The sequence below is a fragment of the Amycolatopsis sp. FBCC-B4732 genome, from assembly GCF_023008405.1.
Lineage (GTDB): Bacteria > Actinomycetota > Actinomycetes > Mycobacteriales > Pseudonocardiaceae > Amycolatopsis > Amycolatopsis pretoriensis_A.
The window spans coordinates 9,089,418-9,102,981 of sequence record NZ_CP095376.1; the positions used below are offsets into that span (position 1 = coordinate 9,089,418).

The window sequence follows — 13,564 nt, forward strand, 5'->3', positions numbered from 1 at the left end:
CCGCCGCTTCAGATGTCGAGCTGGCGCACGCCCGTCTCGCGCAACGCCACCCGGCCGGCCGTCGCCCGTCCGCGCAGGCGGACGATCTCGTGCGGCTGCAAGCCGATCGCGACGCCGAACGCCTCCACGTCGGGGAAGCCGCCCTGCCGCTGACGCAGCTCCAATGCCGTCGTCACCCGCGACGGTGACAGCCCCGGCAACGACGCCAGCTCCGGGCCGGACGCCGTGTTCACGTCCACCGCCGCCGGAGCGGGCGCAGGCGGCGGCGCCAAAGGGGCCAACGGGGTCAACGGAGCCACCGCAGCCGGTACGAAAGCCTCGATCAGGTCGTTCTCCCGCAGGTCCCGCGTCGCCAGCCCGACCGTGAACACCCGCGTCCCCGCGCTGGTCCGCACCGCCACGCCGTCCCGCGCCAGCGACAGGATCCGCAGGTCCGGGGAAACGACCGTGCTCCGCTCGTTGAACGTCGTCCCGATCGGCCGCAGCACCCGCGCCGGCGACCCGGTCGTGAACGCCGCGCCGCGCCCCTCCGGCACCTCGACCGCCGCCACCACCGAGCCGTTGCCCAGGTCGGTGACGCCGTGCACCACCACGGACCCCTCGCGCCGCTCCAGGAAGTCGTGCGCGGGCTCCTGGAACGCCACCAGTGCGTCGCCGGCGAGCGGCGGCACCTCGCACTGGAAGCCCAGCAACACGGTCCCCGGCGGCCCGGGCGGCAGCTCCTCGAGCGGGCCCGCCGGGCCGAACAGCCCGAGCACCCGCATCGGCTCGCCGGCCGGTCGCCCGCCCCGCACCAGCGAGACCAGCGCCCCGAAGCGCAGCACCCCTTCGCGAACGCCCACCGAAGCGTGGAACCCGGTCAGCTGGTCGAAACCCGGCGCCAGCACCGCACCGACGCCGTCCTGGCGGCTGGTGTCCGGGCCGACGGTGTCGTCGGTGTACAGCTCCAGTGAGTCGCCCTTCGCGAGGTCGCGCCGCCCGACGGCGACGAAGACGTCCTTGAGGAAGCCGGCGTCCGTGACCGCCTCGACGTCGCTGGAGAAGAACTTCTTCCGCACCATGATCCCGAGGCGCAGGTTGTCCGCGAGGACGCGGTCGCCGCGCCGCAGCCGCGCGCGGGCGCCGCGGACCGCCCGGCCCGCGCTGACCTGGCCGCCCGGAAGCTCGCCGAGGCCGGGGAGGGTGACGGAGTCGTTGAGCGCCTTGCCGAACTCGATCAGCCCGACCCTGACCTCGGTCACGACGTGGCGGCCAGCGTGACGCTGATCGACTGGTCGGCGTTCACCCGCTCGGACTCGACGACCATCCCGGTCGACGCCGCGCGGGCCTTCAGCCGCGCGAGCACCGCCTGCTGCACCTGTGCGGCGTACGCCTCGTCGACCGACAGCACCAGCCGCTGGGCTTCGGCCTCGGCCAGCCCCGGGCCGTCGACGTGCGCCACCTGGACGCCTTCGGGGCCGTAGCCGAACGTGATCCGCCGTCCCTCCCACGCGGCGACGACGGAGTTGCCGTCGTCGGTGACCTGCGCACGCAGCCCGGTGAGCGCGCGGGCGAGCAGGTCGCGGTGCCGCATCCGGGTCCGCACGGTGACCACGCCCGGCTGCGCCTGCGTGTGTGCGGCGATCGTCGCGGCGTTGAGCTGGGCCAGTGCTTCGCTGCGCAGCTTCAGCGTGACGCTCATCGGTAGTCCCCTTCGAGCAGCGCTTCCAGTACTTCGGTGGTGGCGAACCCGTTCACTTCGATCCCGCCGTCCACCCCGATCGTCAGTTCCAAGCGGTTCGGCGTCGTGAAGATCGACTCGTCGTAGCGGTCGGTCAGGAAGTGGAACCGCTGGTTGACCGACCCCACCCACGGCCGCGCGGTCTCCGGCCGGTCCGCCAGGAACGGCCCGTCCACCAGCAGATCCGTCGAGTCGAGCAGCTTCGACGGCGGCAGGTCCTCCAGCACGTGCCCGGTGAACGTCATCACCGAGAGGCCTTCGGAACGGACCGCGGAAGCGAAGTGCCCCAGCGGCTCGGCCTGGTCGAACGGCTCGCCGCCGAGCAGCGTGACGCCCTCGATGCCGCGGATCCCCAGCACGTGCGAAACCAGGTCCGGCCAAGCCATGGGCGTCCCGCCGCGCGTGGTCCACGTCTGCGGGTTGAAGCAGCCGGGGCAGCGCACCGAGCACCCCTGCGTCCACACCGCGCACCGCACGCCGGGACCTTCGGCCGCGGTGACGTCGACGATCCGGTGCAGGTTCAGGAGTTCCATTGCTGCTGCGTCGCCGTGTTCTCGACCTCGGCGGTGGTCCGCCGGTAGTCCTCGGTGAACTCCGACGACACCGTTTCCGCGCCGAGCAGGTCCTCGAGCAGCGGGATGTAGTCGAGGCACTTGGACCCGGTCACGCCGTGCGTCTCGGCGCTGATCGAGCCGTCCTTCGCGATGGTGACGGTCACCCGGTGCGTCATACGTCGATCGTCCTTCCCCTCGGGGACTCCGGCGGCGCCGGAACACGGGCCGCGGTGCCGGCTTCGGCGGTGGTGTCCGTCGCCGCGACGGCCCGGGTCTCGGCCCAGTTCCGGATGGCCAGGATCTCGTCGGCCTGGGTGACCGACAGCGGCACGGTCGACTTCACCGCGCGCACGAGGTCGTCGCGGCGCAGCGGCCGCTTCTCCGCGAACGCGTCGACCAGCCCGGACAGCACGGCCTGCTCGATCTCGGCGCCGCTGTAGCCCGCGCTGACCTCGGCGAGCTCGGTGAACAGCGCGTCCTCCAGCCGCAGCTCACTGGCGACGAACGCGTCGGTGACGCGCTTGGCCAGGTGGATCCGCCAGATCGCGGCGCGCTCGGGCGCCGAAGGCAGGTCGACGAAGAAGATCTCGTCGAAGCGGCCCTTGCGAAGGAACTCCGGCGGCAGCGAGCCGACCTGGTTCGCGGTCGCCATCACGAACACCGGCGCCGACTTCTCCTGCATCCACGACAGGAACGTGCCGAACACGCGCCGCGCGGTGCCGCCGTCACCCCCGCCGCCCGCGCCCGCGAGGCCCTTCTCGATCTCGTCGACCCACAGCACGCAGGGCGCGATGCCTTCCGCGGTGCGGATGACCGTGCGGATGTTCTTCTCGCTGGAGCCGACGAGCCCGGCGAAGACGCGCCCGAGGTCCAGCCGCAGCAGCGGGAGCCGCCACATGTTCGCGACGCAGACCGCGGACAGGCTCTTGCCGCAGCCGGGGACGCCGGTCAGCAGCAGGCCCTTCGGCGCCGCGAGGTTGTACGCCGACGCGGCGGGCGTCCACGTGCCGGTGCGCTTGGTCAGCCAGCGCTTGAGCCGGTCCAGCCCGCCGACGGCGTCGAAGCTCGTTTCGGCGGGCACGATGTCGAGCATCCCGGACCGCCGGACGGCTTGGCGCTTCTCGGCGAGGATCAGCTCGAGGTCGCTGGGGTCGAGCCCACCGCCTTCGACGAGCGCCCTGGCGAACGCGTTCTCGGCCTCGGGTAGTGTGAGGCCCCGTGCGGCGGCGACGATCATGTCCCGGTCGTCGCGGTCGATGCTGATCCGGACGTTCTGCCGGTGCGCGGCGACCATGCCGTCCAGCAGCTCGCCGATCTGGCGCTGATCGGGCAGCGGGAAGTCGACGACGGTCGCGTCGTGCTCCAGCTCCGGCGGCACCGGCAGGGACGGCGACACGAGGATCAGGCTCAGCGGCACGGGCCGGGTCTTGAACGTGGCCGCGAGCTCCCGCAGCCGCCGCACGACGTCCGGGTCGGGCCGGTGCCCGCCCTCGGAGACCAGCGACGGGTGCAGGTCGGCGAAGACGAAGACGGCGGGCTCGCTCCAGCCGTAGATCCGCTCGAGCGCGGCGGCCGCGGTGCGGGTGTCGCTGATCGGCGGCCCGCCCGCGGGCGCGAGCCCGGTGGTCGACGACCAGACGTACACCCGCCGCGGCGTCCGCAGCCGCTGCTGGTCTTCCGCGACCGCGCGGATCTCCCGCAGCACCCGCTGCTCTTCGTGCGTCTCGACGACCAGCAGCGGGTAGCGCGCCTGCAGCAACTGGGTCAGCTCGTCGCGAAACCCCTGGCCGGCCATCGATCGCCCCCTCGAAGTCCGTCCGGACCCTACCAGTCAGGCGCCGACGAGAAGGACCTCGTAGGTCGGGCTGGTGGGCGGGTAGCCGCTGAAGATGTGGGAGTTGACGACGGCGAGCCGGCCGCCGATCTTCACCGCTGAAACCGGCTGGTCGAACAGCGGATCGGTGATCGTGCCGGCCGCGGTGCCATGGCTCAGGTCGCCGTCGAGGCACCACCGGCTGATCGTGTCGTCGAGCTGCACCGCCCAGAGCCGGCGGCCTTCCAGCACGAGACTGACGACGCTGGGCGCGGTCACCCCCGCGACCTCCGCGCTGACCCCGGTGACCGGGTCGATCCGGTACACCTTGCCGGGCGTCGTGGCGGCCACGAGCAGGGTGTCGCCGGCCGGCGTGGCGATGATGTCGTTCATGAAGAAGGTGTCGGGTGAGCCGCCCGCGCCCGGCCCGCTCAGCGGCAGGGTGCGCGGCGCGCCGAGGACGCCGGCCACGACCGGCACGAAGAACAGTTGCGGGTGGTAGGAGTCGGTGAACCAGGCGCCCTGCGGGGTCACGGCCACGTCGTTGACGTAGGACGTCTGCGGGTCGCCGAAGGTGAAGTCCGCGACCTTCGCCTTCGTGCGCACGTTGTAGACGTAGGCCTTGCCGCCCATCCCGCCGGCGACGAACAGCAGGTCGTGGCGCCGGTCGAGGTCCACCCCGGCCGCCATCGCCCCGGGTGGCGCCTCGATGAAGCGCTCGGCGGTGCCGCGCTTGACGTCCTCGCGGAAGATCGTGCCGGCGACGAGGTCGCCGGTGTAGTAGGTGCCGCCGCCGGCCGGGGTGATCCCTTCGGCGGACTTGGCGCCGGGCAGCACGATCACGCGGGTCGCGGCCGACGCCGGCACGGCCGGCACGAGCAGCAGGATCGCCGCGGTCAGAGCCAGGATTCTTCGCATCGGGTTCCCTCCCTCTTCCGAGGGAAATCCTGCCACCGATCGGGGCCGCCGTAACGGAATTTCCCGGCGACTGGCTACCGGGTACGGCGGTTCTTAGACTCGGCGCCAGTCACCGCCGACTTCAGGAGGCACCATGCCTGACGCGCCCGCTCTGCCGAGCTATGCCTCGGGGACGTCCGAGGTCCCGCTGCTCGGGGACACGATCGGGGACAATTTCGACCGGACGGTGGCCGCGTTCGGGGACCGCGACGCCCTGGTCGACCGGGCCGCCGGGCGCCGGTGGACCTACCGCGAACTCGCCGCCGAGGTCGACGCGCTGGCGCTGGGGCTGGTCGCGCGGGGTATCGGCAAGGGTGACCGGGTGGGGATCTGGTCGCCGAACCGGGCGGAGTGGACGTTCCTGCAGTACGCGACGGCGAAGATCGGCGCGATCCTGGTCAACATCAACCCCGCCTACCGCTCGCACGAGCTGGAGTACGTGCTCAACCAGGCCGGGATCCGGCTGCTGGTGGCTTCGGACGCGTTCAAGACCTCCGACTACCCGGCGATGGTGGAGGAAGTACGCGAGAAGTGCGCCGCGCTGGAGCACGTCGTGATCCTGGGCGGCGACAGCTGGCAGGCGTTGATGACGGCCGGTGGGGATCCGGCGCAGCTGGCGCACCTGCAAGCGGGGTTGTCGGCGGACGACCCGATCAACATCCAGTACACCTCCGGGACCACGGGCTTCCCGAAGGGCGCGACGCTGTCGCACCACAACATCCTCAACAACGGGTTCTTCGTCGGCGAGCTCTGCAACTACACCGAAGCGGACCGGGTGTGCATCCCGGTGCCGTTCTACCACTGCTTCGGGATGGTGATGGGCAACCTGGCCTGCACCAGCCACGGCGCGTGCATGGTGATCCCGGCACCGGCGTTCGACCCGAAGGCGACGCTCGAAGCGGTGGCGGCGGAGCGGTGCACCTCCCTCTACGGCGTGCCGACGATGTTCATCGCGGAACTGAACCACCCGGACTTCGGCGAGTTCGACCTGTCGTCGCTGCGGACCGGGATCATGGCCGGGTCGCCGTGTCCGGTCGAGGTGATGAAGCAGGTCATCGACCGGATGGGCATGGCCGAGGTGTCGATCTGTTACGGCATGACCGAAACGTCGCCGGTGTCGACGCAGACCCGTGCCGACGATTCGATCGAGCGCCGGGTCTCGACCGTGGGCCGGGTGGGGCCGCACCTGGAGGTGAAGGTCGTCGACCCGGAGACGGGGCTGACGGTGCCGCGCGGGGAGCCGGGGGAGCTGTGCACCCGCGGGTACTCGGTGATGCTCGGCTATTGGGAGCAGGCCGACAAGACGGCGGAGGCGATCGACGCCGCGCGGTGGATGCACACCGGCGACCTGGCGGTCATGGACGGCGACGGGTACGTCAACATCACCGGCCGGATCAAGGACATGGTGATCCGCGGCGGCGAAAACCTGTACCCGCGGGAGATCGAGGAGTTCCTCTACACCCACCCGGACATCCTGGACGCGCAGGTGATCGGCGTCCCGGACGAGAAGTACGGCGAAGAGCTGATGGCGTGGGTCCGGATGCGGGACGGCGCCGAGCCGCTGACGACCGAGAAGGTGCGGGAGTTCTGCGAGGGCAAGCTGGCCCGGTACAAGATCCCGCGGTACGTCCACGTCGTCGAGGAGTTCCCGATGACCGTGACCGGGAAGGTCCGCAAGGTCGAGATGCGGGAGAAGTCGATCAGCCTGCTGGGCTTGGAAAACGCGGCCGCCGCGAAGCACGCCTAAACCGGGCCGGGCGGCCGGGCGTGGTCCTGGCGCGGCGGAGGGGACGCTCCCGGACGGGAGCGACGGGACACCGCCGCCGAGGGGGAGCCATGCCGTCCGGCTGGAAGAAAACGCTCACCGCGGGGACGCTGCTCGCGTCGGCCGCGCTCGGCCTGCCCGGGGTCGCCACCGCGGCCACCGGCGGGCCCGTCGACCTGGGCACCCTGCCGGGGGACGAGTACAGCTTCGTGGCCGCGATCAACGCCGGCGGCACGATGGTCGGCGACTCGTACCCGCGTGACGTGCGCCTGCGCTACCACGCGGCGAAGTGGGACGCCCAGGGCCGGATCAGCGCCCTGCCGACGCTCGGCGGCGAGCTGGGTGACGCGATCGCCGTCAACGACGCCGGTGTCGCCGCCGGCTGGGCGGAAGACGCGACCGGCGACCGGCACGCGGTCCGGTGGGCGCCGGACGGCTCGGTCACCGCGCTGCAGTGGGCCGGGCCGTCCGACGCGGTCGCGATCAGCGGGACCGGCGTGGTCGCCGGCGGCGCCCTCGGCCCGCAGGGCACCCGCGTCGCGGTGCGCTGGGCCCCGGACGGGACGGTCACCGAACTCGCGTCGCTGCCGGGCGGCGGGCAGGTCACCGTCACCGGGATCACCGCGGACGGCACGCTGGTCAGCGGCACCGCCGAGGACTCCGCGGGCACCCGGCACGCGGTCCGCTGGAACGGCGCCACCGGCGTGGTCACCGATCTTTCGCCGGGCAACGCGGGTGCTTCGGCGGTCGCGATCAACGACTTCGGTGTGATCGCCGGGACCATCACCGAGGCCGGCCAGGAAGTCCCGGTCGCCTGGCAGCGCGACGGCCGCTTGGTGCGGCTCGGCTGGGCCGCCCCGCCGGCTTCGGCACGGCCGCGGGCGATCAACCGCGCCGGGGTGGTCGTGGGCAGCGGGTACGTCGAGTTCGCTCAGGACCGGGCGGTGCGCTGGACCGCCCGCGGCGCGACCGTGCTGGAAGACGCGCGGCGCTCGGAGGCGGTGGCGCTGAACGCCGCCGGCACGGCGGTCGGCACCGTCGACTCGGTGGCGGCCCGCTGGGCCCCCGACGGCACGCTGACGGACCTCGGCACCCTGCCGGACGGCTACTACAGCCAGGCCACCGGGATCGCACCCGGCGGCACGATCATCGGCCAGGCCACGACGTCCGGCGGCGCTGGCCGGCACGCGGTCTACTGGCCGGCGAGCTGACCGCGGCGAGTTCGTGACGGCCACCTCGAAGTTCGTCGAGGTGGCCGTCACGAACTCGGGTCAGCCGACGGCGGCCGCGGCCTCGGCGATCGCCTTCGCGTCTTCTTCGCCGAACGTCTCCTCGAGGTGCTCCGGCGAGTAGTCCAGGTCGATCTGCTCCACCGGCATCCCCCGCGCCGACTCGATCGCGCCCAGCCGGCGTTGGGCCCGGTCCGCCGCGTACTGGATGATCTCCTGCGGGTCGTTGTCGAACGGCAGTTCCTCGAACTGGTCCTGCACCCACTGGATCATGCTGAGCGCGTGCGGAAGCAGCTCGCCCATCCGCTGCTGCACCGCGTCCCACAGCGAGTCGTCCGCGGCGACGTGGCGGCGGCAGGTGAACGTGCCCCACGCCATGTGGCGGCGCTCGTCGTCGCCGATGCGGCGGACGAGTTCCTGCATGCCCGGCAGGATGTCGTGCTGGGTGCAGATCAGCTGCCACGAGTAGTAGCCCGTCAGCGCGAGACTGCCTTCGATCACGTGGTTGTACGTCACGCTCGCGCGGATCTGGTTGAGCGGGCTGGGATCGTCCTCCAGCGCGCGCAGCGACTGCGGGAGCTCCTCGTAGAACAGCTTGCGGTAGTGCGGGTTCTCCGCGACGTACGGGTGGAGGTCCTGCGTCAGCCCGACGGCGTCCATCCACCGCCGGAACACTTCCGTGTGTTTGGCTTCCTCGAAGCAGAACTGCGTCAGGTACATCTCGTCGCCGAAGCGGCCGGTCGCCGACATCGCGCGCATGAACGGCTGGATGTCCTCGGTGACGGCCTCTTCGCCGGCGATGAACTGCGCGACCAGGTACGTCGTGCTTCGCTGCTGCTCCGGGTTGAGCGTGTCCCAGCCTTCGCGCTCGCGGCTGAAGTCGATGTCGGCGGGGTTCCAGAACTTCTTGTTGCCCTTGACGAACAGCCGCAGCGGGAACGAGTCCCAGTTGAGCCCGCCCTTGCGCAGCGAGGAAAAGCCGGTCCGCAGCTCGGGCAGCGTGTCGGTCATCGTGTCACTCCATTGTGGACGAATTGGCGGATGGCGGGTTCGAGCACGGCGGCGACGGCGTCGGCCGCCTCCGTCGCGGAATGCGTCGAGAGCACCAGGTGCGACAGCGAAAGCCGCACGACGGTCTCCGCGAGCAGGGCCGCGGACTCCGCCGAGAGGCCGGGCTCGAACTCCCGGTACTGCTCGGCGGCGAGGTCGGCGGCCGCGCTGAGGATCGGCTCGCCCTTGGTCGTGAGCAGCGGCAGCAGGTCCTCGCCCGCTTCGGTGCCGAGCGCCGCCGCGACCAGGCGGTTCTCCCGCGCGTGCTCGATCGTGTAGACGACGGCGTGGTGGATGCCGGCCAGGAGCCCGTCCGCCGTTTCGAACCGCCGCCGGATCCCGTCGAGGAACTCCGACGCGGTGCGCAGCGCCACCGCCTGGGTCAGCGCCGCCTTGTTGCCGAACTCGTTGTAGACGGTTTGCCTGCTCACCCCGGCCTTGGCCGCCACGTCGGCCATCCGCAGCCCCGCGTAGCCGGCCTCCGGCAGCAGTTCCGCGGCGGCGTCGAGCAGGGCTTCCCGGAGGGACGCCTTCGTCCGGTCAGTGAAGCTGGTCACACCCTCACCTTGACACAGATCGACCCACTGTCAAGACGCTGTACATGATCAGCTCGCGTGTAAATCTGTCGGTGGTGACGGCTACCGTGTCGAGCGTGGGCATCACGGTGGGGTTCGACCTCGACATGACACTGATCGACGCGCGGCCGGGCATGGCCGCGGCGATGAACGCGCTCGGCGCCGAATCCGGCCTGCCGCTGGACGGTGCCGCGTTCGCGGCCAACCTCGGCCCGCCGCTCGACGACATCCTCCGCGGCTTCGAGGCGCCCGAAGAACGCATCCCGGGGCTCGTCGACCGGTTCCGCGCGCTGTACCCGGACATGGTGGTGCCCAGCACGGTCGCGCTTCCGGGCGCGGTCGAGTCGCTGCGCGCGGTGCGGGAAGCCGGCGGGCGCACGCTGGTCGTCACCGGCAAGTACGGGCCCAACGCGCAACTGCACGTGGACGCGCTCGGTCTGGACGTCGACGAGGTCGTCGGCGAGCTGTGGTCGACCCAGAAGGCCGAGGCGCTCCTCGCGCACGACGCGCGCGTGTATGTCGGAGATCACGCCGGCGACATCCGCGGCGCGCTGGCCGCCGGCGCGATCGCCGTCGGCGTCACGACGGGGCCGTGCGACCGCGCGCTCCTGCTGAGCGAAGGAGCGGAGGTGGTGTTCGAGTCGCTGACGGAGTTCCCGGAGTGGTTCGAGAAGACGTTCGCGGCCGTGTCCTAGTTCTTGGCGCGCGCCTCGCGGACCAGCGCGATCAGGCCCAGCAGCAGCCCGAGGGGGGTGATGACACCGGCGCCGACGGACAGCCAGATCGGCAGGTTCTCCAAGCCGGCGGCGAACATGATGAACACGGCGAGCACGGCCAGCATGCCGATGCCGAACAACCCGATGCCGAGGCGCATCAGGAACGGTTTGCCGGGGGCGGCCACGGTGGCCTCCTTCGTCGCGGTCGTCATGCCGCAAAGGGTATCCGCCGGTATCGGCTTCTCCCCAGGGCATGTGGCGAGATACCCTTTACCCAGCGCGCCCTGGGTACGCCCCCGGGCGCGTTCGTCGTGAGCGGGACAGCAGAAGGATTGGTGAGGGAAGTGCCGACCGGCAAGGTCAAGTGGTACGACGCGGAGAAGGGGTTCGGGTTCGTCACGCAGGACGGTGGCGCCGACGTCTACATCCGCAAGGCCGCGCTGCCGCAGGGCGTCGAGGGGCTCAAGGCCGGTCAGCGGCTGGAGTTCGGCGTCGCCGACGGCCGCCGTGGTCCGCAAGCGCTTTCCGTCCGGCTGCTCGACCCGCCGCCGTCCGTCGTCGAGGCGCGCCGCCGTCCCGCCGAGGAACTGCACGGCCTGATCGAGGACATGATCAAGCTCCTCGAGCTGAAGGTGCAGCCGGACCTGCGGCGCAACCGCTACCCGGACCGCAAGCACACCAAGCAGATCGGCGAGATCATGCGCGCGGTGGCGCGGGACCTGGACCCCTAAGCCTCGAGCCGCAGGCCCCACACGTCGCTGGGCAGCAGCCCGGACTCACCGGTGCTGGAGTTCAGCACGGCCGTGTACTTCTGCACGTCGACCGCCGAGATGCGGTCGGCGGGCGTCGGCGGTGTGACCGTGTACGCGTAGCGGTCCAGCGACGTGAACGGGATCGGGTCGCTCTGCTTGTACTCGCCCTGCGGGGTGACGTACTCGTAGACGATCTGCCACGGCGCGTCGGCGACCTCGCCGGGCACGGAGATCTGCACGGGCTTGCCCGGGCGGACCTTCAGCGTCTTCGTGTCGCCCTTGGCGCTGCACGGCTGCGCGAGCTGCTGCGAGTAGTCGCAGGAGAGCACCGGCGCGGTGTTGACCGTGTGGCCGTCGGCGTAGAACGTGACCTCGGCCGGGCCGGGCGCCGAGCAGCCGGCCACCGCGAACCCACCGGCCGCAAGCAGGGCCACCACCCGGGAACGTCGCATGGGTTCAGACCCTACCGGCGGGGTGCCGCGTCCCTGGGCAGGCCCTGGGCCGGGAAGCTGCCGGTCGGTTCGGGGCGCAGCGGCCGGTCGCCGCCGAGGCCCGGCACGAGCGAACCGCCGCGGCGCACCAGGTACGTCTGCGTCAGGCCGACCGCGAGCACGACCGTGATGACCAGGAAGCCGATCCAGTACGTCGGCGGCAGCAGCAGGCCCGCGCCGCCACCGAGGCACCACGCCAGCTGCAGCACGGTCTCCGAGCGGCCGAACGCCGACGCGCGCGACTCTTCCGGCAGGTCTTCCTGGATGACGGCGTCGAGGCTGATCTTCGCGAGCGCGCTGGCCGTCGCACCGACCAGGCCGACGATCGCGGCCGTGGCCAGGCCGGGCAGCACCGTCGCGACCAGCGCGGCCAGCACGCAGCTCGCCACGCACCCGACGATCACCTGGTCCGGGCTGCCGAAGTGCAGGCGCGAACCCAGCGCGTTGCCGAGGAAGCCGCCGGCCCCCGCCGCGGCGCCGATCACGCCGAGCAGGAGCAGCTGCATGAACGGCGTCTGCCCGGTGCCTTCGGTCTGCGCCTTGACCGCGAACGCGGCGAACATCATGAGGAAGCCGGTGAGCACGCGGACCGACCCGTTTCCCCACAGCGCGACGACGATGTGGCGCCCCATCGGCTGGCGGCGCTTCTTCTCGGTCGGGTGGGCGGAAAGCGACGTCGGGACCTCGCCCTCGGTCGCCTCGACCCAGGCCGGGATCCGCATCGACTGCACGGCGGCGGCGACGCAGATCAGCGCCGTGAACCACAGCGCGCCCGCGGAGCCGGAGATCGCGTTGATGCCGCTGGCCAGCGCGCCGAACGCGCCCGCGGCGACCAGGCCGAACGTCGTCAGCCGGGCGTTGGTCTTGGACAGCGTGATCTCGGACGGCAGCACCCGGGGCGTCACGGCGGCCTTGAGCACGGTGAACGACTTGGAGAGCACCATCATCCCGAGCGCGGCCGGGTAGAGCAGCCAGTCGTCGAAGTGCAGCGCCATCACCACGGCCATCAGGCCCTGGCCGACCGAAGACGCGCACATCGCGAGCCGGCGGCCGCGCTGCACCTTGTCGAGCGCGGGGCCGATCACCGGCGCGACCAGCGCGAACGGCGCGATCGTGATGAGCAGGTAGAGCGCGACCTTGCCCTTGCTCTCGCCGCTGGTGGCGGCGAAGAAGAGCGTGTTGGCCAGCGCGATCGCCATCGCCGCGTCGCTGGCGTAGTTCAGCATCACGGCGTAGGTCAGCGAGGTGAGGCCGGACTTCTCGGCGCCGTCGGCCTTCGTCGCGCGCTGGAAGGCGCCGACGGCCTGGCCGGTCAGCTGGCGGCTGCGCATCGCCGCCACCCGCGTGACGGTGATCTTCTTCGGCAGCTTCGGCGTGCCGCCCGGCGTCCGCGGTTCTTCGCGCGGCGGCAGCGGTTCGGCCTCCGGCGGCCGCGGCTCGCCGGCGTAGCCACCGGTGTCGTAGTGCTCGTACTCGCCGCTGCCGGGGTACCGCTCGCCCTGGTAGAAGCCGCCGGGCTCGCGGCGGACGGGCTCGGTGCGGTGCGGGTCGTGCGGCGGGTACGGCCGCGCCCCGCGTGGAGGGGGAGGCGGCGGTCGGTGGCCCGCCGGTGCGGCGGCGGTCGGTGCCTCGTTCGCGTCCGGCGCGCCGTAGTACCCGCCGCGCGGGGCCGCGGGCCGTTCGGCGCGGAGGGGCGGCGGCGCGCTGCGGTGCTCGACGCGGGTGTGCTCCGCGCGTCCGGCGGGCGGCGGCGGGCTCGGGGGAGGGTGCTCGACGCGGGTGGGCGGCGGCGGGTTGCGGGCGGCCTCGCGCCAGGACCGCGCTTCGGTGGCGCCCGGCTCCGGCGTCCAGCGTCGCTTCGACTTGCGGCCGCGCGGCTGCGAGCCGGAGCCGTCGGAGCGGGAGCCGAAGAGTGCCACGTCCCAATCCTGCCTTACCGGGG

General features: G+C 72.0%; 15 protein-coding genes. 4 read left to right on the forward strand and 11 right to left on the reverse strand.

Features of this window, described 5'->3' with window-relative positions:
• Positions 1–8 precede the first annotated feature (8 nt).
• From MUY14_RS41260 to MUY14_RS41285, 6 genes are read right to left on the reverse strand one after another with little or no spacing between them, the layout of a single operon-like run.
• On the reverse strand, positions 9–1,241 hold the full coding sequence (locus MUY14_RS41260; protein ID WP_247017910.1) for a helix-hairpin-helix domain-containing protein: 1,233 nt from the start codon (positions 1,239–1,241) through the stop codon (positions 9–11).
• Positions 1,238–1,681 (reverse strand): hypothetical protein, encoded by a 444-nt coding sequence (locus MUY14_RS41265; RefSeq protein ID WP_247017913.1) that lies wholly within the window; start codon positions 1,679–1,681, stop codon positions 1,238–1,240. Before MUY14_RS41265 ends, MUY14_RS41260 begins: the two co-directional genes overlap by 4 nt.
• The gene (locus tag MUY14_RS41270; RefSeq protein WP_247017915.1) at positions 1,678–2,253 is read right to left on the reverse strand and encodes a 4Fe-4S single cluster domain-containing protein; all 576 of its coding nucleotides are present in this window, start codon (positions 2,251–2,253) and stop codon (positions 1,678–1,680) included. The genes MUY14_RS41265 and MUY14_RS41270 overlap by 4 nt, the downstream gene beginning before the upstream one ends.
• Positions 2,241–2,450: a DUF2997 domain-containing protein gene (locus MUY14_RS41275; protein WP_247017917.1), complete on the reverse strand. Its 210-nt coding sequence runs from the start codon at positions 2,448–2,450 to the stop codon at positions 2,241–2,243. Before MUY14_RS41275 ends, MUY14_RS41270 begins: the two co-directional genes overlap by 13 nt.
• Positions 2,447–4,069 carry an AAA family ATPase gene (locus MUY14_RS41280; RefSeq protein WP_247017919.1) on the reverse strand — a complete coding sequence of 541 codons (1,623 nt, stop codon included), beginning with the start codon at positions 4,067–4,069 and terminating at the stop codon, positions 2,447–2,449. The genes MUY14_RS41275 and MUY14_RS41280 overlap by 4 nt, the downstream gene beginning before the upstream one ends.
• A 36-nt stretch (positions 4,070–4,105) precedes the next feature.
• Positions 4,106–5,005, reverse strand: coding sequence for a hypothetical protein (locus MUY14_RS41285; protein ID WP_247017921.1), 900 nt, complete (start codon positions 5,003–5,005; stop codon positions 4,106–4,108).
• 133 nt (positions 5,006–5,138) lie between these two features.
• On the opposite strand from MUY14_RS41285, the gene MUY14_RS41290 reads away from it, so the two are divergent.
• Entirely contained in the window at positions 5,139–6,791 is a 1,653-nt protein-coding gene (locus tag MUY14_RS41290) for an AMP-binding protein (protein WP_247017922.1), read from the forward strand.
• Positions 6,792–6,880: 89 nt separating this feature from the next.
• A complete protein-coding gene (locus MUY14_RS41295; RefSeq protein WP_247017924.1) occupies positions 6,881–8,020 on the forward strand; it encodes a hypothetical protein in 1,140 nt (379 codons plus the stop codon).
• A 60-nt stretch (positions 8,021–8,080) separates the two neighbouring features.
• On the opposite strand, the gene MUY14_RS41300 is transcribed toward MUY14_RS41295, so the two are convergent.
• Both MUY14_RS41300 and MUY14_RS41305 read right to left on the reverse strand, forming a co-directional pair.
• Complete coding sequence (locus MUY14_RS41300; RefSeq protein ID WP_247017926.1) at positions 8,081–9,049, reverse strand: R2-like ligand-binding oxidase; 969 nt, start codon at positions 9,047–9,049, stop codon at positions 8,081–8,083.
• Positions 9,046–9,645: a TetR family transcriptional regulator gene (locus MUY14_RS41305; protein WP_247017928.1), complete on the reverse strand. Its 600-nt coding sequence runs from the start codon at positions 9,643–9,645 to the stop codon at positions 9,046–9,048. The genes MUY14_RS41300 and MUY14_RS41305 overlap by 4 nt, the downstream gene beginning before the upstream one ends.
• 95 nt (positions 9,646–9,740) lie before the next feature.
• On the opposite strand from MUY14_RS41305, the gene MUY14_RS41310 reads away from it, so the two are divergent.
• Entirely contained in the window at positions 9,741–10,358 is a 618-nt protein-coding gene (locus MUY14_RS41310) for an HAD family hydrolase (protein WP_247017930.1), read from the forward strand.
• On the opposite strand, the gene MUY14_RS41315 is transcribed toward MUY14_RS41310, so the two are convergent.
• Entirely contained in the window at positions 10,355–10,591 is a 237-nt protein-coding gene (locus MUY14_RS41315; protein ID WP_247017932.1) for a hypothetical protein, read from the reverse strand. The two genes, MUY14_RS41310 and MUY14_RS41315, sit on opposite strands and share 4 nt — an antisense overlap.
• A gap of 132 nt (positions 10,592–10,723) precedes the next feature.
• On the opposite strand from MUY14_RS41315, the gene MUY14_RS41320 reads away from it, so the two are divergent.
• Positions 10,724–11,110 (forward strand): cold-shock protein, encoded by a 387-nt coding sequence (locus tag MUY14_RS41320; protein WP_247025487.1) that lies wholly within the window; start codon positions 10,724–10,726, stop codon positions 11,108–11,110.
• Here MUY14_RS41320 and MUY14_RS41325 read toward each other — a convergent pair.
• Both MUY14_RS41325 and MUY14_RS41330 read right to left on the reverse strand, forming a co-directional pair.
• Positions 11,107–11,583: a DUF2771 family protein gene (locus MUY14_RS41325; protein ID WP_247017934.1), complete on the reverse strand. Its 477-nt coding sequence runs from the start codon at positions 11,581–11,583 to the stop codon at positions 11,107–11,109. The two genes, MUY14_RS41320 and MUY14_RS41325, sit on opposite strands and share 4 nt — an antisense overlap.
• A gap of 11 nt (positions 11,584–11,594) precedes the next feature.
• Positions 11,595–13,541, reverse strand: a complete 1,947-nt coding sequence (locus tag MUY14_RS41330) for an MFS transporter (RefSeq protein WP_247017936.1) — start codon at positions 13,539–13,541, stop codon at positions 11,595–11,597.
• Positions 13,542–13,564 lie beyond the last annotated feature (23 nt).

What these genes read in the sequence shown, in the direction of transcription:
- MUY14_RS41265 (WP_247017913.1), bottom strand. Translation starts at nt 1,681, where the DNA reads ATGAGCGTCACGCTGAAGCTGCGCAGCGAAGCACTGGCCCAGCTCAAC.
- MUY14_RS41270 (WP_247017915.1), bottom strand. Translation starts at nt 2,253, where the DNA reads ATGGAACTCCTGAACCTGCACCGGATCGTCGACGTCACCGCGGCCGAA.
- MUY14_RS41275 (WP_247017917.1), bottom strand. Translation starts at nt 2,450, where the DNA reads ATGACGCACCGGGTGACCGTCACCATCGCGAAGGACGGCTCGATCAGC.
- MUY14_RS41280 (WP_247017919.1), bottom strand. Translation starts at nt 4,069, where the DNA reads ATGGCCGGCCAGGGGTTTCGCGACGAGCTGACCCAGTTGCTGCAGGCG.
- MUY14_RS41285 (WP_247017921.1), bottom strand. Translation starts at nt 5,005, where the DNA reads ATGCGAAGAATCCTGGCTCTGACCGCGGCGATCCTGCTGCTCGTGCCG.
- MUY14_RS41290 (WP_247017922.1), top strand. Translation starts at nt 5,139, where the DNA reads ATGCCTGACGCGCCCGCTCTGCCGAGCTATGCCTCGGGGACGTCCGAG.
- MUY14_RS41295 (WP_247017924.1), top strand. Translation starts at nt 6,881, where the DNA reads ATGCCGTCCGGCTGGAAGAAAACGCTCACCGCGGGGACGCTGCTCGCG.
- MUY14_RS41300 (WP_247017926.1), bottom strand. Translation starts at nt 9,049, where the DNA reads ATGACCGACACGCTGCCCGAGCTGCGGACCGGCTTTTCCTCGCTGCGC.
- MUY14_RS41315 (WP_247017932.1), bottom strand. Translation starts at nt 10,591, where the DNA reads ATGACGACCGCGACGAAGGAGGCCACCGTGGCCGCCCCCGGCAAACCG.
- MUY14_RS41325 (WP_247017934.1), bottom strand. Translation starts at nt 11,583, where the DNA reads ATGCGACGTTCCCGGGTGGTGGCCCTGCTTGCGGCCGGTGGGTTCGCG.